This is a genomic window from Christiangramia sabulilitoris, assembly GCF_007050985.1.
Lineage (GTDB): Bacteria > Bacteroidota > Bacteroidia > Flavobacteriales > Flavobacteriaceae > Christiangramia > Christiangramia sabulilitoris.
This window is the reverse complement of sequence record NZ_VHSF01000002.1, coordinates 23,656-48,385: the sequence shown is the minus strand read 5'-3', so window position 1 is coordinate 48,385 and position 24,730 is coordinate 23,656. Positions and strand designations below refer to the sequence as shown.

The following is a 24,730-nucleotide window of genomic DNA, read 5'->3' as shown; positions in this document are numbered from 1 at the left end:
AAAGATTTATTTAATGTATAAAAAATACCTGAAACCTATTATTGATTTTTTCGTAGCTCTGATAGGCTTAGTTATTTTAAGTCCGTTATTACTAATTTTTACCGTACTGCTGGCCTTTGCTAATAATGGTAAGCCATTTTTTTTCCAGGAAAGACCTGGAAAACACGGAAAGATTTTTAAAATAATAAAATTCCGGACGATGACTGATGCAAAGGATAGATCCGGAAAATTATTGCCAGATTCAGATAGGTTAACGGTTATTGGGAAATTGGTTAGAAAATTTTCTATAGATGAAATCCCCCAATTAATTAATGTGTTTAAGGGTGATATGAGTCTTATTGGACCAAGACCTTTACTTCCGCAGTATTTAAGTCTGTATAACAGGGAACAAAGGAAAAGGCATGAAGTTAAGCCTGGGATTACCGGTTGGGCTCAAATAAATGGGCGAAATGCCATAAGTTGGACCCAGAAATTTGAATATGACGTTTGGTATGTAGAAAATATTTCTTTTGCTTTAGATTTAAGGATATTATTTAAAACCATAAAGAAAGTATTGATTTCAGAGGGAATAAATACTAAAAATATGGCCACAACAGAACCTTTTAACGGAAAGAACTGATGATCATATATGGCGCCAGCGGACATGGGAAAGTTATCATAGATATTGTTAATTCTATTAATAGCCAGGCTATAGATTTTATAATTGATGATGACCCTTCAATAATAAATATCAAGGGTTTGAATGTCTTCCATAGTTTTACAGAGGAAATGACCGGTAAAGAGGTGATCGCTGCCGTAGGAAATAATAGGATAAGAAAAAAAATTGTTGAAAAAGTTTCAAATCCATTTATTAAAGCTATAGTTCATCCATCTGCGATTATTTCGGAAGATATTAAGATTGGTAATGGATCTGTAGTGATGCCTAATGCTACAATTAATTCTTCCTCAATAATAGGAGATCATTGTATAATTAATACCGGAGCTATAATTGAGCATGATGCAAATTTTAGTGATTTCGTACATGTTTCTCCCGGGGCTACAATAACCGGGAATGTAAATATTGGAGAAGGTACTCAGATAGGTGCAGGAGCTACTGTAATTCCGGGAGTGAGTATTGGTAAATGGGTAACTGTAGGTGCAGGTGCTGTAATTATAAATGATATTCCCGATTATGCAGTAGTGGTGGGTAGCCCGGGAAGAATTATAAAATATAATAGGGTTGAAAATGAATAAAGAAAAGATCTGGCTGTCTTCACCGCATATGGGAAGAACAGAACTGGAATATATAAACGCCGCGTTTGATGATAATTGGATTGCACCGTTAGGTCCTAATGTGAATGGTTTTGAGGAGGATATTAAAAGCTACCTTAATTCGAATGGATCAGGTAAAATTGAAGTTGCCGCACTAAGTTCAGGCACGGCCGCATTGCATTTAGCGCTAATATTACTGGGAGTTCAGCGTGGTGATGAGGTCATATGTCAAAGTATGACTTTTGCTGCATCAGCAAATCCAATAATGTATCTGGGAGCAACCCCTGTATTTGTTGATAGTGAAAGAGCTACCCTGAACATTTGTCCAAAACAATTAGAACTGGCCATTCAGGACAGGATTTCACAGGGAAAAAAACCGAAAGCAATCATTGCAGTACATCTATACGGAACTCCTTATAAGGTTGACGAAATAGCGGAAATTTCAGCAAAGTATGATATTCCTGTTGTTGAAGATAGTGCTGAAGCATTAGGGAGCACGTATAAAGGAAGAAATTGTGGGACATTTGGTAAATATTCAATTCTTTCATTTAACGGTAATAAAATAATTACAAGCTCTGGTGGTGGCGCATTAGTGACCCGATCTTTGGAAGAAAAGCAAAAAGCTGTGTTTTTAGCTACACAGGCCAGAGATGATGCTCCACATTACCAGCATAGCCAGGTGGGTTATAATTACAGGTTAAGCAATATTTCTGCAGGAATAGGTCGGGGACAAATGGAAGTTTTGATTGAAAGAGTGGCTGCCCGAAGGGAGATGTTTCATTTTTATGTAAATTTATTCGATTCTATTGAAGGTGTGGAGGTACATAAAGAGCCAACTAACGATTTTTATAGTAATCATTGGCTAACCGTTATTGAGGTGGAGGAAAGTAAAACAAATGGTATAAGTCGGGAAGATTTAAGATTATCATTGGAAGCGGAGAATATTGAAAGTCGTCCACTTTGGAAACCAATGCACATGCAACCTGTTTTTGAAGGATATCCTTTCTACGGTACTGGTTTGGCTGAAGATATTTTCAAAAAAGGCTTATGTTTGCCAAGTGGTTCTAATCTTTCAGATAATGACAGGGATCGAATTAAAAATGCGATCTTGGATTGTTTGAAAAAATAGATTTATATTATGGGTAAAATCAACGAAGCCCTGAAAAATATTCTCACCGGTCCGGATAATGCTTTAGATATAAGAAATCTTAAGTATTTGCCTCGATGGGCTGTTTTATTGATCGATATAGGATTGGTTAGTATTTCCACAATACTAACAATATTTATAGTATTAGATCTATCCCCATTTCAATATACTTTATTGAGTTTCGTTGAAAAAGGCTTTATTATAGTCCTGACCAATATCCTTTATTTTTACATCTTCAAAACATACGCCGGAATTATAAGATATTCCTCGAATATAGATGCCCTAAAATTACTGCTAGCTACAGTAAGTGTTTTTTTTACGCTAATAATAATAAACTATACCACCTACTTTATTGTCGGAGAAAAAATATTTCTAATTGGAGGCCTGCTTATAAATTTATGGATCTCATTTTCACTTTTGTTCCTATTCAGACTTGGGGTAAAGCAAGTTTACGAGTATTTTAAGATCGTACAGAAAAATGAGGCTTTAATTAAAGCGGTTATTCTAGGAGTTGATGAAAATGCAATTTCGATTGCAGGAGCTCTAGATATTGAGCATCCCAAGAGATTCAAGATTGTTGGATTTTTAAGCCCGAATGCGCATAAAAGTTTACGTATTCTTGATAAACCGGTGCTTAGACATACCCAAAAAATTCACAAAGAAGTAAGTTCTTTGGGAGCAAAGGCAATTATATTTTCTGAAAACTCTTTTACTTCTGAAGAAAAATTCAAATTGGTAGAGGAATGTCTTGAAAACGATATTGCTGTATATAATGCTCCTTTGGTTTCCTCATGGGATGGGGACCAACCTGTAACCAAGAGCATTAAAACTCTGCAAATCGAAGATCTGCTGGATAGAGAGCCTATTCAATTAGATGTTCAAAATAAAATCGAACAGTTAACTGGTAAAACTATTCTTGTTACGGGCGCTGCTGGTTCAATTGGGAGTGAGATAGTAAGACAGGTAGCAGAATATAACCCAAGAAAGTTGATTATATTAGATCAGGCAGAAACTCCTCTTCATAATCTCCAACTTGAAATCGAATCAAAATACCCTGATCTCAATTTCCAGGCGGTGATTTGCGATGTTGGCAATCAAATGAGATTAGAATTGATGTTTCAAAATCAGGATATTGATGTAGTTTATCATGCTGCTGCCTATAAACATGTGCCTTTGATGGAGAGCAATCCGCATGAGGCTGTTTTTGTCAATATTCACGGCACGAAGAATTTAGCAGACTTGGCAGTCAAGTATCAGGTTGGTCATTTTGTTATGGTATCTACAGATAAAGCTGTAAATCCAAGCAATGTCATGGGTGCTTCTAAACGGGCCGCAGAGATGTATGTACAGTCACTTTATCATGAACAGCTTAATCATTCTGGCCATAACACCAAATTCATAACTACCAGGTTTGGAAATGTACTGGGCTCAAATGGATCTGTCGTTCCTTTGTTTAAAAAACAAATTGAGAAAGGTGGTCCTGTTACGATTACACATCCGGATATTATAAGATATTTTATGACCATCCCTGAGGCATGTCAGCTGGTTCTTGAAGCAGGTGCAATGGGAAAAGGGGGAGAGATCTTTGTATTTGACATGGGAGAACCCGTTAAGATTATGGATTTAGCCATCAAAATGATAAAACTCGCTGGTTATCAACCAAATAAAAATATTAAAGTTCGAATAACCGGATTAAGACCTGGTGAGAAACTTTATGAAGAATTGTTGAATGATGAGTGTAAAACCTTACCTACCCATCACAAAAAGATTATGATCGGCCAGGATGTGGTTAGAAATTATGAGTTGATCAACGGTAAAATCATTAAAATTATCAAATCGGCAAATAAGTTAAAGAATGATAAAGTAGTTGCTAAATTAAAGGATCTCATTCCCGAATTTAAAAGTAACAACTCTTCTTATGAGCGTCTCGATAATATCGCAGAATTAAAGAAAGAATAGATTAATATTTATGAAGAATTTTATAGGGCTATGCCTACTAACCCTTTTATTGAATAGTTGTGCTACTAAAAAAGAAATCGTTTATTTTTATGAAGGTAAGGAGGTTTTAGAAGGAAGCAAAAATCTACTGGATTACGAGCCAAAAATTGAAAAAAATGACGTTCTACGAATTAATGTCTCTTCCTCATCAATAAACGAAGAAATTGTAAAACCTTTCCAAATGCGAATGGGCGAGCAGCAAGGTGGTGCTGGCAGACAGGATCCATCCTTGTCAGGCTATCTGGTTAGTCCCGATGGCATCATTAACTTTCCTGTCCTGGGTAAAGTAGAAGTAGTAGGCCTTACCCGTACTGAGCTTCAGGATAAGCTGGAAAACAGAATTCAGGATTACGTAAAAGAGCCTATTGTTGATGTGCGAATTGTCAACTTTAGTGTTACGGTTTTAGGAGAGGTTGGAAGTCCCGGAAGAATTCAAATTACAGACGGCCGAATAACAATGCCCGAGTTGATAGCCATGGTTGGGGATATTTCTTATAATGGCAAGAGGGAAAATATTACTATTATTAGAGAAACAGAAGGTGTAAAGAAGATAGGAACTATCGATATGACTGATACATCTTTGTTTTCAAGTGAATTTTTTTACTTAAAACAAAATGATATTGTCTATGTTGAACCTACTTACCGAGCCGTAAAATCTGCCGGCTTTTTTACTAGCTATCAGGGAATAATATCACTCGGTACTACGATAATTGGGATTTATGTTCTTATAAATAGTCTTAAATAATTATGGAAGAACTTAATGACTTTATTGATGAAAAGGAAGAATCTTCATTTGATCTCAAAGCTGAAATATATAAATATCTTGCATATTGGAAATGGATATTATTAGGTATAATTGTAGGTTTGGTAATAGCCTATCTGTATAACAGGTATACGATCCCCAAATATAGAACCTGGTCTACCATGATTATGGTTGATGACCAAAAAAATAGTGCAATGAGTGCATTGCCTGGTGGGGGAGGAGCATTGCTGGCCTTCCAAAACGTCGGCTTACAAAGTCAAATTGAAAAACTAAGATCGAAACAATTAATTTCGAGTGTGGTAGATGAATTAAATCTCAATAAATCATATTTTATAGAAGGTAATGTAATTACTGTAGAAGCATATAAAAACAGTCCTATTGAGCTTAATTTTATATCTCCAGATTCGCTAGTTAACAAATCAAATTTAAATTTATTAATTACACCCATTTCAAATACAGAGTTTAATTTGAAGTCCCTTTTATCTGACTTTAATGAAAATTTTAATATAGGGGAAACGATTACTTACTCAGGCTTGCAATTTACTGTTTCATCTAAATCTGGGAATAATTCTAACACTTTTAAAAATTTTAAAACGGTAAATGTTTTAGTCACGCCAATTCAGCAGACAGCTAATCAATTTATTCAGAATTTATTAATAACTCCTAAAGGTCAGTCAAAAGATATTTTAGAATTATCTATGGTTAATGAATCTGCGGCCAAATCTGAAGATTTTCTGAATAAACTTATGGAACGGTTCAATGAAGAAGGCATTGAAAATAAGCAAGAGGTTGCAAAAAATACTACTAGATTTATTCAAGAACGACTGGAAATGATTACAAATGAATTGGATTCAGTTGAAGGTGGAATTGCTAATTTTAAACGTGATAACAGCATAATGAGTGTCGAATCTGGCGCTGCTGAATTTCGTGCCAAATATACTAAAGCTGAACAAGAAATATTTGATCTTGAAACACAATTAGAATTACTTAATTTTATAGAAAATTTATTGAAGGACAAGGAAGAATATGTTTTTCTTCCTGAGGTAGGAATTAATGAAGGAAATGTCGGAGGGCTTATAAATTCATATAATTCGTTAGTTGTAGAACGGAATACTTATTTAAAAAGTTCCACCGTCAATAATCCAGTTGTGAAATCTATTACAGATCAGCTAGATACGTTTAAAGTTAATTTGTATGAAAATATAAGAACTGCTCGGGAGTCAATTAAAGTTAAAATTAAAGAGTTCAACAATAGAGAAAATATTGCGCAAGGAAAATTTAGTTCTTTCCCAGGTCTTGAAAAAGGCATGCGGAGTATAGAAAGACAGCAACAAATAAAAGAACAACTTTATTTGTTTTTATTACAGAGAAGAGAGGAGGCGGCAATATCTTATGCTGCAACTGGCTCGGTCGCCAGGGTTGTGGATTCTGCATACACCGTAAATACACCGGTTGATCCAGCGCCATGGTTGATTTTAGTTGGAGGGTTTCTTTTGGGTTTAATTATTCCAATTTTAATCGTTTTTATTAAAAATCTTTTGGATACCAAAGTTCATCACAAGGGTGATCTGGCCTCCTTGTTAAAAGTAGTACCTTTTATTGGGGAAGTGCCTCGAATTGGACCGGAACAGGCAGATGTAATCCAGTTAAACGATCGTTCTCCCTTAGCTGAATCGTTCAGAATTTTAAGAACAAATCTGGCATATTTAATACAGAATCGGAATCAGGATAAAGGTGAGGTGATTTTTATTACATCTACAGTTAAAGGGGAAGGGAAAACTTTTGTTTCTTTTAACCTGGCTAGAACTTTAGCCAGTACTGGTAAATCTGTCCTCTTAATCGGTGCAGATATTCGAAATCCAAAATTGCATAGGTACACGGACCAGATGGAGGGAGCCAAAGAAAAAGGATTGTCAGATTTCTTATATGATTATTCCATTACCCATTCCGATGTTATTTCAAAAACTAATGATGATAGTATAGCTGTAGATATTATACTTTCAGGACCTATACCTCCTAACCCTGCGGAACTATTAATGAATGACCGTATGCGGCAACTGATTGATAATGTGAAATCTGATTATGATTATATCATAGTTGATACCGCTCCATCCATGATAGTAACCGATACCTTGTTAATTAGTCAGCTTGCAGATTATACTTTGTACGTCACTCGTGCTGATTTTACAGAGAAAAATTTACTGGAATTCCCTAAAGATCTGAAGAAACAAGGTAAGCTTAAAGGACTGGCTGTAATTTTAAATGATGTTGATTATTCTAAATTTTCCTATGGTGCGCAATACGGGTATTCCTATGGCTATGGATATGGATATGGAGTAGATAAAGAATCCAGATGGACCAGAATTAAAAGAAGATTATTTAGCTAGTTGTTTTCTTAAGAAAATAAATTTTTCTGATTATTAATAACAGTCTGAATCCCGGCTGAAAATTTCTTTGGAACTTTGATTTTTTTGATCTTTTCAAGATGGTCTATTCTATGTACATCACTGCAAATGAAATCGATCATTTTGTTCTCCAGCATTTGAAAGGCAGTTTTCTGAATTCCCAGTCCATAATGACCTGAGAGGGAAAGCATGTTAAGTTGAAAATCACAGCCTCTGGACTTAAGATCCTTAAACTTCTCTAGAGATTTAGAATGGAAGAATGCATACCTCTCTGGATGTGCTAAAATAGGGGAATATGAAGCGTTTTGTATTTTAAATAATATTTCGTTCAAATTCAACGGAGGTTGGAAGTAGGACATCTCTACCAGTACTTTGGAACCTATGATGTTCAGGATTTCGCCATTTTCCAGTATATCTATAAAGTGCTGATCCATCATATATTCCGCAGCGTAAGCTATACGTGACGGATCCTCTAATTGCTTGGCCAAATTCTGGTATGCGGAAGATATTGTTTGTGGTGTGTTAGGGTAATATTCTCCAATAACGTGCGGAGTAGCCACAAAATTGGTAATACTTATATTCTCAAATGCCTTTATAAGCCCAATAGATTCCTCAATAGATTTCGCCCCGTCATCTATTCCGGGCAAAATATGATTATGAAAATCAGTAATACCTTCAATTAAATCGACTAAATAAATATTCTTCTGAAAAAATGAGAGCATTGAAATTATTTTGGAACCAAAATTACATAATTTTAATTCTTATTCTTAATATTTGCAGTGTTCGTAGAACTAACCAATGAGAATTCCCTTTATTGTTTTTTTTGTATTCGTCTCTGTTTTTCAATGTCAGAGCCAAACTGATTTTAATATAAATCTGGAAGGGATAGGTTTACTGTATTCCGGGGAAGAGTCGCCATTATGGTTACATTCAAATAGGCGGGGCAGGGTAGATGAAGAATCTAATTTATCGGGTTTAATTTCTGCAACATCCAGGTTTAACCTGAGTTCAGATACTTATGCCGAGTTCGGTGTGGGTGGACTTTACAAAGATGGATTCACAAATGGAATTAGAATCGATGAGGCTTATTTTAATTTTGTGACACCTAAAATCGGTGTTGTTGTAGGTAAAATGCAAAGGGAAGATATTTTTCAAGGTCTAAGTGCTTCAAATGAAAATATACTCTGGTCTTTGAATGCAGGACCAATGCCTGGAATTAGACTCTACAGCCGTGATCCTATATTTTTATTTAAAGATCGGGGAATTGGTTTTAAGGTAAGTCTGGAAGAATATTTAATGGACGATAACCGTTACATCCAGGATACCAGGGTTCATCACAAATCTCTGCACGCTGTTTACCGAGGCGTAGCCGGTTTTCAGATTGAAATCGGGGCTCAACATTTTGTACAGTGGGCTGGGGTCTCAGAGGAATTCGGTCAGCTGCCAAAGTCTTTCGAAGATTATTTGAGAATTTTTACAGGGATGGCCAGTGAAGGAGACGTAGGGAACGGCCAGGAGGTGAATGCTCTTGGAAATCAAATAGGTAGTTACGAAATAAAGGTAAAAACGAAAATAAGAGACTTAGATTTTAAATTTTTATATAATCATATTTTTGAGGACGCCTCTGGTTTGAAAGGAGGAAATCTTCCAGATGGCAGATATGGGATTTATGTTGAAGATAACCGTGATGATTTTTGGGGAACCTCCATCCTGAAAGCTTTTATGTATGAATTCTATTATACTAAGAATCAAAGTCGGGATAGGGCTGGCTCCCTGGTAGACGGTGCAGATAATTACTTTAATAACAATTTGTATCGTTCCGGCTGGACCTATAATAGCCAGATTCTTGGAGTACCATTTATACTCTTAAATGATAATAACTTCAGGATTGGCACAAATATTATCATGGTTCATCACCTGGGCTTGAAAGGAGAGCTAATAAAAGATCACCCTTATCGGTTTTTGCTAAGCTATCGAAAAAATTATGGAGTTAAAGACTCCTTCTTTCCTGAAACCAGAAACATTTTATCAACTCTTTTAGAAATGCAAATTCTAGATGGCGACTATAATCTTAAAGCACAGATTGGAGCCGATATAAAGTCTTTCGAGAAATCTAATTACGGATTTGGAATTAATTTTTCTAAAACGATCTTTTAGGCCCCAATTAATATTTTTTTTGTACTTTCCTCACGCCTTAAATCTTAGCAATTAACTTGAACCAGGACCCTACCTTGAACCAGTGTGTGGCTGTCATTACCTATAGTTATGACGAAGGTATTTGTGGTTTCAATAAACAGGCAAGCCAGATCTTCCTGGAATCTTTCAATTTAGTTTTAAAAAATGGCTTCAGTTTTACCGATCTTTCAGAAGATCAGTTTTCTACAGAATTTACCGGCAAATTATTAGTTTGCCTTGCCGGAAATCCCCAGACTATTGTTTTAAATAAGAATGGATATAGTTTAGATTTATCCCTATTGCCAATACTTGGAAATGATAATTTAATAGATAAGGTCTCGATAGTTATTAATACTGCTGAAAAAACGCAGACTTCAGCTTCTACTAATATTGCCGCTACGGTAACTGAGTATAATAAACAGGTTTATTCCAATTTATTCTATAATAATCCCGATGCAGTTTTTTCATTTGACCTTGATGGTAATTTCGTCAATGTCAATAATAGATCGGTAGAGATTGCTGAAACTACCCAGGAAGAGTTGCTGAAAATGCATTTCCTTCCATTTATAACCAAAGAAGATCAACCAAAGGTTTTAGGACATTTTCAAAAAGCGCTGGCAGGAGAAAATCAAAGTTATACTGCCAATTTTCTCAGTACTCAAGGTACTGCCAGGATTTTAGAGATAAATAACCTCCCCATATATCATCATGATAAAATCATTGGGGTTTATGGTATTGCAAAAGATATCACCAAACAGCGTCTTGCCGAAAAAAAAGTTTTAGATGAACGGAAGATGCTGCGTGCTATCATTGATAATATTCCTGATTATATTTTTGTAAAGAACCGGGAGCACAAAAGTATTTTATCCAATCGCAAATTTTATCAGCAAATACTTGGTAAACCTTCAGATGACAGTAGTCTGGGATATACCCCTAAAGATTATTTTGACTCGAAGAAGGGAGAGGAAATAATTTCAGATAATGAGTGGGTTATGAATTCTGGCGAAGCCGTTATTAACAGGCCAGATACGGTAATCAATATAGACGGTTTCGAAGAAAAAGTGCTGCTCACAAAAGTACCCCTTAAAAATCAGGATGAAGAAATTATCGGCCTGGTTGGTATAGCCAGAGATATAACAGAGACCTACCTTTACAATAAAAAACAGGAATTAGTTTTTAAAGTAATTAAGGCCTTTGGAGATAATTCATCCTTACATGATTCGATGATGAAGGTTTTAAAGATCTTTTGTGAAGATCTTGATTTTGATTATGCCGAATCTTACAAGGTGAGTATCAATAATCAAAAACTGGTTAGAACAGCTTACTGGCCTGAAGGAAAAGATTTATCTGTTGCCGGTAAGATATATGAAAAAGGAGTTGGATTGCCGGGAATGGTTTGGGAATCCGGCGAAATGAAAGTGATACGGAATGAAGATGAAAGAGACCTTCTTCAGGGTATGGTACTCGAAGGGGGGCAGTCAATTCAATCTGCGGTAGGATTTCCCATAATTTTTGAAGGTAAATTGGTATCTATTTTTTGCCTTGGATCAACCGGAGATAAAAAGAAGATAGAAACAGAACTCTTAAATGATATAACTCTTCAGATTGCATCAGCCATTGAGCGAAAAAGAAGCCAGGAACAGTTAAATGACTTTTTCCAGTATTCTCCTAATCTAATTGCAGTAATAGGAATGGATGGTTTTGTTAAAAAAATCAACCCTTCATTTATTGAAAAATTCGGTTATACGGAATGTGAAATTTTAACCAAGCCCTTTATCGATTTTATTCATAGAGAAGATCTGGAAAAGACTTATGCTGCCATTAGTAATTTAACGGTAGGCGGCGAAGATTTTGAAATTAGGTGCAAGAAAAAAGATGGTGGCTACCTTTGGATTTCATGGCGTTTCTCCCAGTTCTTTGCAGAAGAGAACGTTGTATTTACTTATGGGACAGATATTACTCCATTAAAAAAAGTACATGAAGAGCTATCTGAAAATATAAAAGTTAGAAAGCTTACCCAGGAAAAACTAGCTGAATCTGAAAAAAAATATAGAAGCCTGTTTGATGGGAGTCCTTTACCTATGTGGGTATTAGATAGGTATACGTTAAAATTTCTGAAGGTAAATAGAGCTGCTATAGATCTGTACGGTTATTCTGAAGAAGAGTTTTCAGGAATGACGGTAAGAGATCTATGGGAAAAGAGGGAAGACAAAAATATAGAACAAATCATTTCGGCTAAAAAAGAAAGTTTCTTCCAGGTTAAGGTCAAACATCTCAAGAAAAACGGAGAAGCAATCTATGTAAATGTTAACAGTAATCCGGTTCATTTTGATGGGCATAAAGCCAGGGTTTCTTTGGTTAGAAATGTAACCGACAGGATCATTGCTGAAGAAAAATTACTGCAAAGGGAACAACGCTTTAAAGCTCTTGTCCAGGACGGGTCTGATCTTATTTCAATCGTAGACGAAAATTATAATTATTTTTATAATAGCCCGGCCTCCAAAATTATGTTTGGTCTGCATCCCTGGGAATTAAATGGTTCCAATTTCATGGACCATATCCATAAAGATGACCTTAAAAGTCTGGAGGATCAACTAGTTTTACTTGAAAAGCAAAAACGGGTTCAATTACCTTCATACAGGGTAAAAAGAAAAGGAAATGGCTGGCGATGGGTTGAAACTATCGTTACGAATCTTAAAAGTGAACCAGCAATTGGCGGGATAGTAATGAACTCCAGGGATATTACTGAATTCGTTGAGCAGGAAAAGGAGCTTATCGAAAGCTTAAAGCGTTATGATATTGTTGCTAAGGCAACCAGTGATGTCATAACAGATTATGATATCGCCAGGGATGCCGTCAAGGTTAGTGATACTATAGAAGAGGTTTTTGGCTATAAAAACGTTAGTAATTTATATTCGGGAAAATGGTGGAATGAAAAAGTTCATGCTGAGGATAGATTAAAGGTAGAAGCAGCAGAGAACCGAATGAAAAATAAAGGTCTGCAAAACCTAACTATCGAATACAGATTTAGATGTGCCGATGGTTCTTATAAATATGTACTGGATAGAAGCTATTTGATCTTTGATAGTCACAAAAAACCAATTAGAATTATAGGTTCTATGCAGGATATCACCGAAAGAAAACGCAATTTGATCGCAATAGAAAATCATAATAAGCGACTCAAGGAAATAGCCTGGACTCAATCTCACCTGGTACGGGCACCATTGGCTAAGGTGATGGGTCTGGTAGACCTCCTTTTAAATTATAAAGATGATTTTGACGATACAGAAGAATTACTTAAAAATATTTTAAATTCAGCAAATGAGCTGGATGGTATTATCAGGAAAATAGCAGTTCAAACTGAAAAGGAATTGTAATATGTCCCAAATAACTTTACAAATGTTGCGCACGATTATTATAGATGACGACGAAATAGTCACTTTTTTACAAAGAAAAATAGTTTCTAAAACCGAACTTGATCCGGATCCATATAGTTTTAAAGATGGTCAGAAGGCACTTGATTTTCTTGCTGAAGAAGCTGGAAGCGATATTGATTATTTAATCATGCTGGATATTAACATGCCAAAAATGGATGGCTGGGAATTTCTTAGAAGATTAAAAGAGATTCCAGGAAATGAAAGATTTTATGTAGTGATGGTAACTTCTTCTATAGACCGAAAGGACAAGCGTGAAGCAGCGAACGATCCTCATGTTGTGGATTTCATCGAGAAACCCGTTTCGGCAAGGCATTGCTCTAAATTAAAGGGGATTTCTAAGCTGTCTGGGTACTTCGAAGAGAGTTAAATTCCATTTTCTCCATTATTGGGTCAGCATCTTTGATCTTATCCTCGGCCCAATCCTTTTCCTCTTCAGCAGGTTCATCTGTATCTACATTGGCTGCCATGGCTTTAGGCTTGTAATTCAATTTGATGTACATGGGAAAGTGATCTGAGCCTATATTTCTTTCCCTCGCTATTTCTATCAGGGTAAAATCCTTAGTATGGAATACATGGTCCAAGGGCCATCTAAGCAGAAAATAATCTGCATGAAAAGTATTAAAAAAACCTCTTCCCTTCCGTGGATCCATAAGTCCGCTTAGTTTTTGAAACAGCCGGGTAGTACGTGACCAGGCTACATCATTAAGATCACCAATCACCAGGATAGAATCATTTTCAGCATCCAGATCACGGCCCACCATAAGTAGTTCTGCATCTCTGTTGGTGGAAGTATCACTTTCTGAAGGGCTTGGTGGCATAGGGTGCAAACAATGAAGGTTTACTTTTTTACCATTTTTCAGGACAACTTTTCCATGAATGGAAGGTATATCATTCTGTACCAGATTTCTAACCTTGATTTCCTGCAACTCAAGTTTAGAATATAAATGCATTCCATATAAATTGTCCTGAGGGATCTTAACGGTATGTTTATATTCTTCTTCCAGTATAGAAAGTTCATCTTCCCATCTTTTGTCTGTTTCGAGAGTAAGAAGAACATCTGGCTGTCTTTCTTCGACCAGAGCAAGAAGTTTATCGCTTCTTCTATTAGGTGTTAAAACATTACTTACAAGAATAGATATAGTGCCATCAGTATTTTTTCCTTCGAATTTCAATACCTGCTTTTTAGCAAAATAGGTATAAGGAAAGATTTTTTTAAACTGATAGAGCAAACTAAGGATTAATAAACCTGTAATTACAAAATGCCATACCCTTGAGAAATCATATATGAAAAATGAAAATATGATGACCAGGATGATTAATGAACTAATCTGAATGCGGGGAAAATCGAAGCCCCTTACCCACCATTTATCAAATTTGGTAATTGAGGCCAGTGTAGGGATACACATTAAAACAGAAAAAAACAGAATAATAATTTCTCCAACACTCATAAAATTCAGACTTTTTTTAAAACGAATAGCTCATACCAATACCTTTAGTATCAACACCGGTTCCCATTACATTAGTCTGCGCAGTTGGATAAATGTCCAATTTTTCATTCCCGATTTTGTGTATTTCAGGAACTAAGATACCACATGCGGCACCAATTCCAAAACCTACAATATTATCTGTTAAAAAGTGTTTGCCGGCCTTTGTTCGCAGGTAACCCACATAAGCAGGCACAGCAACCGCTCCTGCCCAGACAAATGGAACCGCAGGCGATTCGGGATGGTAGTCCTGGTATACTTTAGCAGAGAAAAAGGTAGCTGCTGCGGTAGCAGCAGTATGCCCTGCAAAGAAAGACCTTTGAGCATCAGAATCTGCTCTTTCCTCGTTTGAAAGCGATTCATTATAAACCAACGGCCTGCTTTTTTGAACGGTTCCGGCAGTAATGGTAAAAAATGCTCCGGTAGTGGCCATTGTTTCAATAAACATAACAGAGATCTGTCCAAAATTCTTTCTTTCACCTTCATTTAAAAGAAAAAGTAAAGGACTGGCAAATGAGGCATAAAAAGGGATATAGCTTAGTTCATCTGCATTTACAGAATAATTACCCGCTGCTCCCCGGTTGATTTTCCAAAGATCATTTTTATCCAGTTCAATTAGCTCTGCATCAGTAAGGTTTTCTTTGTTCTGGATAGTAATGACCCCCAGCACATTCATGGCGGTAGAGCCGGCAATCCAGGATCCGTCTTTCCAGAAATCTGTTTTATAGGGTGAAGTACTCTCCTGTGCATAAAAATTAGAAGAGATGAAAAATACTAACAAAAGCAGAGCGATTTTTTTCATGATATATTTTTTTCAAATCTCTAATATCTCTCGTAATGCATGAAGTATTTAAGAAAAGAATAACAGGCTCTGGCAGGATGATGGTTTAACTCAATTAACAAAAGTTTAGTTAGTGTTTACAAAGCATGTATTCTAATTCTCTTGAAAAAGGGTTATTTTTAAGCTTATGAAAAGGAATGTAGATAAGGAGATTAGAGGATTTATATTTAATAAATATGACGCGCCAGAAACATCTCCTTTTGATAAGTTATTCGAAATCTTCAAAGAGATTATTACGCATACTTCGGGAGATCTCGATGAGGCCCTGGATTGGTTGAAACAACTCGATGAAGAATATAAACTTACCAATGAGGATTATACTTTGGATGATTTTGTAGAAGATCTCAAAAAGAAAGGATATATAAGAGAGGAAATTGATGATGACGGCAATGGCGGAATGGCAATTACAGCCAAAACTGAAAGGGCAATAAGACAACAGGCCCTGGAACAGATCTTTGGAAAATTGAAAAAAGGATCTGCCGGTAACCATAGAACAGATCAGACCGGTAGAGGAGATGAGCATACTGGAGATTTTAGGGCTTATCAGTTTGGAGATTCTTTAAGCAGGATCTCGGTAACAGAAAGTTTGCGTAATGCTCAGATCAACCATGGTATCGGTGAATTTACCATGTCTGAAGATGATCTTGTTGTTGAGGAAACGCACTATAAATCCCAGATGAGTACTGTACTTATGATAGATATTAGTCACAGTATGATCTTATATGGAGAAGACAGGATCACACCGGCCAAAAAAGTCGCAATGGCTTTATCTGAATTGATCACTACCCGTTATCCAAAGGACACTCTGGATATTCTGGTGTTTGGAAATGATGCCTGGCCTATTTCTATCGCAGAACTACCTTATCTTAAGGTTGGACCCTATCATACCAATACAGTTGCCGGCCTGGAATTAGCTATGGACCTGTTGCGCAGAAAAAGAAATACCAATAAACAGATTTTTATGATTACTGATGGTAAACCTAGTTGTGTTAGGGAACGTGACGGTAGTTATTACAAGAATAGTATGGGGCTGGACCCCTATATAGTGGATAAATGCTATAACATGGCACGCCAGGCAAGAAAAATTAGAATACCTATTACCACTTTTATGATCGCGCAGGATCCCTACCTTACCAGGTTCGTTCAGGAATTTACGGCTGCCAATCAGGGTAAAGCCTTTTATACAGGACTAAAAGGCCTGGGTGAAATGATCTTTGAAGATTATGAAATTAACAGGAAGAAAAGAATAAGAGGATAAGAGAATATATATGGACAAGGAAAGCATTAAAAACTTAGGTGACCTCAAGAAAGCAGGTTACCAAAGTAAGAGCATCAAAGACGAATTAAGAGATAATCTCAAGCAAAAGATCAGGAATAATGAAAAAGCCTTTGAAGGCATTCATGGATATGACTATTCGGTAATTCCCGAGTTGGAAAGAGCCATTTTATCCCGTCATAATATTAATCTCCTGGGCTTACGCGGACAAGCTAAAACCAGGTTGGCCAGACTTATGGTAAACCTTCTGGATGAGTGGATTCCTACCATAGAAGGTTCAGAGATTAATGATGACCCATTAAGACCAATTAGCAGATATGCTAGGGAAATGATCATTGCTAAAGGCGATAATACTCCGATTTCATGGATCCATCGGGAAGAACGCTTTTTTGAAAAACTGGCAACCCCAGATGTCACCGTAGCAGATCTTATTGGTGACGTTGATCCAATTAAAGCCGCCAACCTGAAACTAAGTTATGCTGATGACCGGGTGATCCACTTCGGAATGATTCCAAGGGCAAACAGGAGCATTTTTGTAATCAATGAATTACCTGATTTACAGGCAAGAATTCAGGTTGCACTCTTTAATATTCTACAGGAAGGTGATATTCAGATTCGGGGTTTCAAATTGCGATTACCTTTAGATATGCAATTCGTTTTTACTGCGAACCCAGAAGACTACACCAATAGAGGAAGTATCGTGACTCCGCTAAAGGATAGGATAGGCTCTCAAATTCTTACACATTACCCTGAAAGTATAGAAATAGCGAAATTGATCACTTCACAGGAAGCCCGACTGGATAAAAGACAGAGCGATTTGATTTACGTGCCAGAAATTGCTAAAGATCTTTTAGAACAGATAAGTTTTGAGGCCCGGGACAGTGAATTTATAGATCATAAAAGTGGTGTGAGTGCAAGGATGAGTATCACGGCATTCGAAAACTTATTAAGTACTGCGGAACGAAGGGCTATAAAGAATGGAGAAGAAGAAACGCTGCTTAGATTTGGTGATTTCCTTGGTGTAATTCCGGCGATTACCGGTAAGGTGGAGCTGGTCTATGAAGGAGAGCAGGAAGGGGCTGCCTTTGTTGCCATGCAGCTCATAGGTGATGCAGTTAAATCCCTGTTTCCTAATTATTTTCCGCCGATCGAAAAATTACAGAAACCAGATGCTACAACTCCGTATGACAATCTTATAGAGTGGTTCTTTGACGGTTCAGGATTCGAATTGCCCGATGATCTTACTGAATCTGATTACAAAGAAAAATTAGATTCAATAGAACCTCTTAATGACTTAATAAAAAAGTATCAGCCCGATCTTAAGGAAGAGGATAAATATTTCATGAAGGAGTTCTTATTATGGGCTCTGGTGGAACATAAAAAACTTAGTAAACAACGTTTCGCGAAAGGCCTTCAATTTAAGGATCTTTATGGAAGCTACATCAGTGGATTATAAAATATTAATTTTATAATTATCACATTTTCAACCCGGTAATTGTTTTTATCGGGTTTTTTATTGTTGATTTTTAGTAAATTGATAATTTTTGAAGGGAAGCATGGAAATAATTTTGTTGGTAAATTAATTTGAATACCTTTAAAAAACATTTCGAGAAAAAATCGTGCAAAAACTACAGGGAAATATCAATAAGACTGCCGGAAATTCAATCTTTCCAATGCTGATTATTGCTATCACGATTACAGGTATTACCCCATTTGGGGTCCTAGCTATATAACATCCGTCCGTACCAGTATATCTAAATCTATATAAATCTTTAAACAGTTTCAGTTATGTATATCCTGAAATTTGGTGGTTCATCTTTAGCCACTTCAGAACGAATTAAGCTTGTTGCAAAAACTATTCAGGAACATTTGGAAAAAGATGCTGTTATTTCAGTTTTTTCCGCTTTCGGAGGTGTTACCAATGACCTGCTAACCATGGCTGAACTTGCCTCAAAAGAAGACTTAAGGTATAAGGAGGTCCTTGAGAAGACAGAAAAAAGACATTTGGATGTAGTCCGGGAACTTTTACCGGTAACCGCCCAAAGCGGTATTTTAAGCAAAGTAAAAAATCAATTTAACCGGTTGGAAACTTTGTATGAAGGAGTTTACCTCTTAAATGAACTTTCAGATAAAACCAGACATGTGATCTCAGGGTTTGGAGAAATATTAAGTTCGATGATCATCGCTGAATATTTCAAAAGTCTTAACCTCGATTCATTATTTACCGATTCCAGAAAATTAATCGTTTGTAAAAATACTAACGAAAAGGTGGTCGTAAATTACGAGGTCACTAATAAAAACATTACAGATTTTTTCCAGGAACACAAGGCAGATTTTTATATAGTTCCGGGATTTGTTGCGAAAAATGACCAGGGAGTACCTACTACACTGGGCCGTGGGGGTTCAGATTTTACTGCGGCTATTATTGCCGGAGCCTTGGATCTGAATAAAGTTTATATATATACCGATGTGAACGGGATGTTTACAGCCAATCCAAACCTGGTTCCCCAGGCCTATTCACTAAATCATATTAGTTATGAAGAGGCTATGGAATTATCACATTTCGGGGCAAAAGTTTTATATCCACCAACCCTTCAGCCTCTACTCGACAAAAATATCGAGATACATATTAAAAATACCTTTGAACCTGAAGCACCAGGAACGATCATCTCAAAATCCAGTAAAAAGAATTTTAGATGGGTTACCGGTATCACTCATATCGACTCAATTAAACTATTGAATATAGAAGGTAGCGGGATGGTTGGAATTCCAGGTTTTTCGAAGCGCTTTTTTGAAGTGCTGTTCCAGGAACACATTAATGTGGTATTAATTACTCAGGCCTCTTCTGAACATAGTATCTGCATAGCAGTAAAAGCTGATGAAGCAGAAAAAGCAAAGGAAGCTCTGGACGAATCTTTTGATGCCGAGATCGCTTTTAAAAAGATCAAACCTGTGGAAATTGAGGATGATGTCTCAATAATTGCCCTGGTAGGTGACAGGATGAAAAGTCATCATGGTCTTAGCGGGAAAATGTTTAGTGCTTTAGGAAATAACAATATCAATATAAGAGCCATAGCGCAAGGTTCTTCAGAGCGGAATATATCTGCCGTGATTGCTAAAAAGGATGTAACTAAAGCTTTAAATACACTACATGAGCAGTTTTTTGAGGTGCCTTCTAAAGAGTTGAACCTGTTCATCACCGGGGTAGGAAATGTAGGAAGTAAATTACTGGATCAACTAAAAAAGCAGGAGACTTATCTGCTTGATAAATTACGATTAAAGGTAAGAGTACTGGCTGTTTCCAATTCCCGGAAAATGTATTTCGATGAAGACGGGATAGATCTAGGGAATTGGCAGAAACTTCTTGAAACGGGAGAACAGGCAGATAAAAAGTTGTTTTTTAAGCGGGTAAAACAATTCAATTTGCGGAATAGTATTTTCGTGGATAATACGGCCAGCGCTGAGATTTCCGGTTGGTATAAAGATTATCTCGCAAATTCAATCTCTGTAGTTACCTGTAATAAAATAGCCTGTGCAGATGCTTTTGAAAATTATGAGAATCTTCAAAATCTGGCGAGAGAATATGGGGCTTCTTTTTTATACGAAACGAATGTTGGTGCAGGTCTTCCTATAATAGACACCTTACAGAATTTAATGGCCAGCGGCGACCGGATTAAAAAAATCCAGGCTGTCCTTTCAGGAAGTTTGAATTTCGTCTTTAATAATTATAATGCTACCGATCCTTTCTATAAAGTCGTGGAGACAGCAATGAAAGAGGGATATACAGAACCAGATCCCAAGATTGATCTAAGTGGAGTGGATGTAGCCAGAAAGATCCTGATCCTGGCACGTGAAAGCGGCCATCAGCTTGAGTTGGAAGATATTGAAAGGGACGATTTTTTATCTGCAGAAAGCCTGAATAGCGAAACGAATAATAAATTTTTTGAATTATTAAAAAGGGACGAACCTGAATTTCAGAACTTATATAGAGATGCTGAGAAAGAAAATGCCGAATTAAAATATGTGGCCCAGTTAGAAGATGGCAAAGCCCGGGTAGGTTTACAGAAAGTGCATGAACATCATCCTTTTGCCAATTTGAGCGGAAGTGATAATATCGTTTTATTTTTTACAGACAGGTACCCCGAACAACCATTGATCGTTAAAGGTGCAGGAGCAGGGGCAGAGGTGACCGCCTCTGGAATCTTTGCCGATATCATTAGAATAGGAAAGAAATAATTATGGAGCAACTAAAAGTTTTCGCACCGGCAACTGTGGCAAATCTTTCTTGTGGTTTCGACGTTTTGGGATGTTGCCTTGATAGCGTAGGTGATGAAATGCTGATCAAAAAGAACGATCTCAAGACGGTACGAATCACCAGGATTTCCGGGCAGGACCTTCCGCTGGAAGCAGATAAAAATGTTGCTGGGGTAGCAGTAAATGCCCTATTAAGTGAATTAAATATCGATCAGGGATTTGATATTGAAATAGATAAGAAAATAAAACCGGGAAGTGGAATAGGTAGTAGTGCAGCCAGTTCTGCCGGGGCAGTTTTCGCTGTAAATAAGATCATGGGGGAGCCATTTACCAAACAGGAATTGATCTCATTTGCAATGAAAGGGGAATTACTTGCCAGTGGTAATGCTCATGCAGATAATGTGGCACCTGCGCTATTGGGAGGTTTTAGCCTTGTAAGAAGTTATTGTCCTTTGGAGGTACTTAGTCTTCCGGTACCAGAAGAGTTGAGGGTAGTGATCTTGCATCCATTGATTGAGATCAAGACTAAAGATTCCAGGTCTATTATCAAGCAAAATATAAGTCTGAAATCTGCCATAAACCAGTGGGGTAACCTGGGTGCTTTTGTAAGTGCACTTTATACCAAAGATTATGATCTAATTGGACGGAGTCTTCAGGATGAAATTGTAGAGCCAATACGTTCTATATTAATCCCTTATTTTAATGATTTGGCCGCCCTGGTCGCTTTTAACGGGGCTTTGGGATTTGGCATTTCCGGGTCTGGTCCTTCGGTGTATGCTTTATGCAGAGGAGATAAAAATGCTACGAAAGTGAAAAACGCAATTCAGAATTTCTATTCAGACAAAATGATAGATTTTGAATTGCATCAATCGTCTATAAACAAATCAGGAGTAAGGATTTTATGAAATATTTCAGTTTAAACGATAGAAATCATATCAGCAATTTTGAAAATGCTGTTGTTCGTGGCCTCGCCCCCGATAAAGGATTATACTTTCCAAAAAAAATTGAGAAATTACCCGCTTCATTTTTTGCTGAAATACACCAATTCGGGAAGAATGAGATCGCTTATAACGCCATTAAACCCTATGTGGCTGAAGAGATCCCTGATTACGATCTTGAAAAGATCATTTCCAATACCCTGGACTTTGAATTTCCGGTGGTTAATATAGAGGAAAATATCAGTTCACTGGAGTTATATCATGGGCCTACTCTTGCCTTCAAAGATGTTGGCGCGAGATTTATGGCTGGCAGTTTGGGTCATTTTATAAAAAAAGGAAATTTAGGAAACATCACAGTTCTGGTAGCTACTTCTGGAGATACCGGTGGGGCAGTCGCCACCGGATTCCTGGGAGTAGAGGGCATAGATGTAGTAATACTCTATCCAAAAGGTAAAGTAAGCCAGATACAGGAGAGACAACTAACCACTCTGGGAAAGAATATTACTGCCCTGGAAGTTGCGGGTGTTTTTGACGATTGCCAAAGAATGGTCAAACAGGCGTTTCTGGATTCAGAGATCACCAAAATACGGAAATTAACTTCGGCGAATTCCATTAATGTGGCCAGGTGGCTGCCACAGATGTTCTATTATTTTCTGGCTTACCAGCAGTTGCGGGAGCAGGATAAAAAGCTTGTATTTTCTGTCCCCAGCGGTAACTTTGGAAATATATGTGCCGGGATGATGGCCAGGGAAATGGGTTTACCTGTAGATCGATTTGTAGCTGCCAATAATGCCAATGATACGGTAACAAAATTTATGGAAACCGAAAATTACGAGCCGAAGCCCAGTGTTCCAACAATTTCAAATGCAATGGATGTAGGTGATCCAAGCAATTTTATTAGGATCCTGAATTTGTTTAAAAATGAATATACAGAAATCAAAAAAGTTCTCTCTGCTTACAGTTTCGACGATGAAGCTACCAAGAGGGTTATGAAAGAAGTTTATGCTGAGAATGGCTATGTTTTAGACCCGCATGGAGCAGTTGGCTACCTTGGGCTTCAGAAATTTTTAAAGGAGCATGAGGGCTATCATGGTACTTTCCTGGAAACCGCCCACCCGGTTAAATTTCTGGATTCGGTAGAAGAAGCTATAGGGACCAGGATCAAATTACCCGCATCAATAAAGAATTTAATGCACAAAGAAAAAATATCCCTTCAGATCAATAATTATGAGGATCTGAAGGGATATTTAATGGATTAAAAAATTTTAATATTTCGCCGGTTCATTCCCCGGTAGAGAATTTTCTATGAATTGACGAAGGTCATCATTGGCTTTTTCAAGATCCTCACTTCTCAGGTACATCATATGTCCACTTCGGTAGCCTTTAAAACTTAGACGATCTTTCATTTTTCCGCTTGGATCTAGCTGCCACATAGAATATTTGGCATTGAAATAGGTGGTTGCTCCGTCAAAATATCCGGCCTGGATGAGAACATCCAGATTTTTATTCTGGGCCATGGCCTGCCTTAAATTTTCACCGGTATTGTTCCCACTGCGATCCCAGGGATGAACCGGGCCAAACATATTATATTTTAAGTCTGTCTTGAAATTAAGCTCTTCCCGTAGATAATAATTTATGGCAGGAGTAAAGGAATGCAGCCACGAGGTCAATTCAACATTATAATCAGGATTGTCACCGGCCTCCCTGGCATCAAGACCTCTGTACCTGGAATCCAGGCGACCTACGGTAAATCCACCTCTTTCTCTTAAAAGGTCTTTCCAGAAATATCTGAAGGGGACTTCAAGATTATTTTGAAGAATTACCTTTTTATCAATTCCGGAATAATAAGCCATTTTTTCAGCTATCTCATTCTTCTTAGACTCATCCATGAATCCACCTTTTACGAGAGCTGGAAGAAGTTCATTAATGGCATAATTTTCCACTTCAGGTAGTACCTCGTCGAGATCTTTTTGTTGTAATTCAGCAGGTAATGCTTTATGATACCAGGCAGCAGCAGCAAAATAAGGTAATCTGTTAGCTACTTCCACCGGTCCTTCGCGGTCCAGCCCGATTTCTGTTGGTGAAACGAGAATAACACCATTTAAATACATCCACTGGCTGTTCTGTAATTCCAGGGCTAATCCTGAAACCCTGGTGGTACCATAACTCTCTCCAATAAGATATTTTGGCGATAACCACCTGTTCTTGCGAGTCACAAAGGTATTCAGCCACTCTGCTAGGTAATTTATATCTGCCTGAACTCCGAAGAAATTTTCGCGGTCAATTTTTCCTTCAGCATCTGGAATTGCCCTGGAATAACCTGTATTCACAGGATTTACAAAAACGATATCTGCAACATCCAGGATAGAATGTGGATTATCTTTTATTCCGTAGGGCTGAATAGGAAAACCTTCATCATCTATTTTCAGAACACGTGGTCCCGTATAGGCGATATGCATCCAGACAGAAGCAGATCCGGGCCCGCCATTAAATGAAATAACCAGAGGCCGGTTTTCGATATTTTTAATGCCGCTGCGTTTATAATAGGTATAAAATAAACTTGCTATTGGTTCACCGTGGTCATTCCAAAGAGGCATAAAACCAGTTTCGGCGCTATAATTAATGGATTTGCCGTTGATGGTTACCGAATGTTGGGTAGTAACCGTCGTATCCATTGGTATTTCTACGTTCTGGGATTTGCTATTTAAAAAAGGGAATAATAAGAGTGTAATTAAAAAGGAAAATCTTTTCATCCTGATTC

General features: G+C 37.2%; 18 protein-coding genes. 14 read left to right on the top strand and 4 right to left on the bottom strand.

From position 1 onward, the window contains the following. The first annotated feature begins 13 nt into the window (after positions 1-13). Genes FGM01_RS06735 through FGM01_RS06710 form a run of 6 tightly spaced genes read left to right on the top strand, consistent with a single transcriptional unit; the run spans position 14 to position 7,546 of the window. Positions 14-619, top strand: a complete 606-nt coding sequence (locus FGM01_RS06735; RefSeq protein WP_143410392.1) for a sugar transferase — start codon at positions 14-16, stop codon at positions 617-619. Then, on the top strand, positions 619-1,233 hold the full coding sequence (locus tag FGM01_RS06730) for an acetyltransferase (protein WP_143410391.1): 615 nt from the start codon (positions 619-621) through the stop codon (positions 1,231-1,233). The genes FGM01_RS06735 and FGM01_RS06730 overlap by 1 nt, the downstream gene beginning before the upstream one ends. Next, complete coding sequence (locus tag FGM01_RS06725; RefSeq protein ID WP_143410390.1) at positions 1,226-2,380, top strand: DegT/DnrJ/EryC1/StrS family aminotransferase; 1,155 nt, start codon at positions 1,226-1,228, stop codon at positions 2,378-2,380. Before FGM01_RS06730 ends, FGM01_RS06725 begins: the two co-directional genes overlap by 8 nt. A gap of 9 nt (positions 2,381-2,389) precedes the next feature. After that, entirely contained in the window at positions 2,390-4,357 is a 1,968-nt protein-coding gene (locus FGM01_RS06720; protein WP_143410389.1) for a polysaccharide biosynthesis protein, read from the top strand. A 10-nt stretch (positions 4,358-4,367) separates the two neighbouring features. Further along, a complete protein-coding gene (locus FGM01_RS06715; protein WP_143410388.1) occupies positions 4,368-5,141 on the top strand; it encodes a polysaccharide biosynthesis/export family protein in 774 nt (257 codons plus the stop codon). A 2-nt stretch (positions 5,142-5,143) separates the two neighbouring features. Then, positions 5,144-7,546 carry a GumC family protein gene (locus FGM01_RS06710; RefSeq protein ID WP_143410387.1) on the top strand — a complete coding sequence of 801 codons (2,403 nt, stop codon included), beginning with the start codon at positions 5,144-5,146 and terminating at the stop codon, positions 7,544-7,546. An 8-nt stretch (positions 7,547-7,554) separates the two neighbouring features. On the opposite strand, the gene FGM01_RS06705 is transcribed toward FGM01_RS06710, so the two are convergent. Further along, positions 7,555-8,286: a tyrosine-protein phosphatase gene (locus tag FGM01_RS06705; RefSeq protein ID WP_143410386.1), complete on the bottom strand. Its 732-nt coding sequence runs from the start codon at positions 8,284-8,286 to the stop codon at positions 7,555-7,557. A gap of 76 nt (positions 8,287-8,362) precedes the next feature. Between FGM01_RS06705 and FGM01_RS06700 the strand changes: the two genes are divergently transcribed. From FGM01_RS06700 to FGM01_RS06690, 3 genes are read left to right on the top strand one after another with little or no spacing between them, the layout of a single operon-like run. Continuing rightward, positions 8,363-9,721, top strand: a complete 1,359-nt coding sequence (locus tag FGM01_RS06700) for a capsule assembly Wzi family protein (protein ID WP_143410385.1) — start codon at positions 8,363-8,365, stop codon at positions 9,719-9,721. Positions 9,722-9,777: 56 nt separating this feature from the next. Further along, entirely contained in the window at positions 9,778-13,116 is a 3,339-nt protein-coding gene (locus tag FGM01_RS06695) for a PAS domain S-box protein (protein WP_143410384.1), read from the top strand. Between the two features lie 22 nt (positions 13,117-13,138). Beyond that, positions 13,139-13,543 carry a response regulator gene (locus FGM01_RS06690; protein ID WP_208012715.1) on the top strand — a complete coding sequence of 135 codons (405 nt, stop codon included), beginning with the start codon at positions 13,139-13,141 and terminating at the stop codon, positions 13,541-13,543. Here FGM01_RS06690 and FGM01_RS06685 read toward each other — a convergent pair. After that, positions 13,512-14,624, bottom strand: a complete 1,113-nt coding sequence (locus tag FGM01_RS06685; RefSeq protein WP_143410382.1) for an endonuclease/exonuclease/phosphatase family protein — start codon at positions 14,622-14,624, stop codon at positions 13,512-13,514. The two genes, FGM01_RS06690 and FGM01_RS06685, sit on opposite strands and share 32 nt — an antisense overlap. A 16-nt stretch (positions 14,625-14,640) precedes the next feature. Further along, positions 14,641-15,462, bottom strand: a complete 822-nt coding sequence (locus FGM01_RS06680) for a phosphatase PAP2 family protein (RefSeq protein ID WP_143410381.1) — start codon at positions 15,460-15,462, stop codon at positions 14,641-14,643. A gap of 166 nt (positions 15,463-15,628) precedes the next feature. Between FGM01_RS06680 and FGM01_RS06675 the strand changes: the two genes are divergently transcribed. From FGM01_RS06675 to thrC, 5 genes are all read left to right on the top strand, one after another. Then, on the top strand, positions 15,629-16,759 hold the full coding sequence (locus FGM01_RS06675) for a vWA domain-containing protein (RefSeq protein WP_143410380.1): 1,131 nt from the start codon (positions 15,629-15,631) through the stop codon (positions 16,757-16,759). 10 nt (positions 16,760-16,769) lie between these two features. Further along, the gene (locus FGM01_RS06670; protein WP_143410379.1) at positions 16,770-18,233 is read left to right on the top strand and encodes a magnesium chelatase; all 1,464 of its coding nucleotides are present in this window, start codon (positions 16,770-16,772) and stop codon (positions 18,231-18,233) included. A gap of 332 nt (positions 18,234-18,565) precedes the next feature. Further along, the gene (gene thrA, locus FGM01_RS06665) at positions 18,566-21,013 is read left to right on the top strand and encodes a bifunctional aspartate kinase/homoserine dehydrogenase I (RefSeq protein ID WP_143410378.1); all 2,448 of its coding nucleotides are present in this window, start codon (positions 18,566-18,568) and stop codon (positions 21,011-21,013) included. Positions 21,014-21,015: 2 nt separating this feature from the next. Further along, positions 21,016-21,936: a homoserine kinase gene (locus FGM01_RS06660; protein WP_143410377.1), complete on the top strand. Its 921-nt coding sequence runs from the start codon at positions 21,016-21,018 to the stop codon at positions 21,934-21,936. Beyond that, a complete protein-coding gene (thrC, locus tag FGM01_RS06655) occupies positions 21,933-23,228 on the top strand; it encodes a threonine synthase (protein WP_143410376.1) in 1,296 nt (431 codons plus the stop codon). The genes FGM01_RS06660 and thrC overlap by 4 nt, the downstream gene beginning before the upstream one ends. A gap of 6 nt (positions 23,229-23,234) precedes the next feature. On the opposite strand, the gene FGM01_RS06650 is transcribed toward thrC, so the two are convergent. Further along, positions 23,235-24,722, bottom strand: coding sequence for a S10 family peptidase (locus FGM01_RS06650; RefSeq protein WP_143410375.1), 1,488 nt, complete (start codon positions 24,720-24,722; stop codon positions 23,235-23,237). Positions 24,723-24,730: the final 8 nt, after the last annotated feature.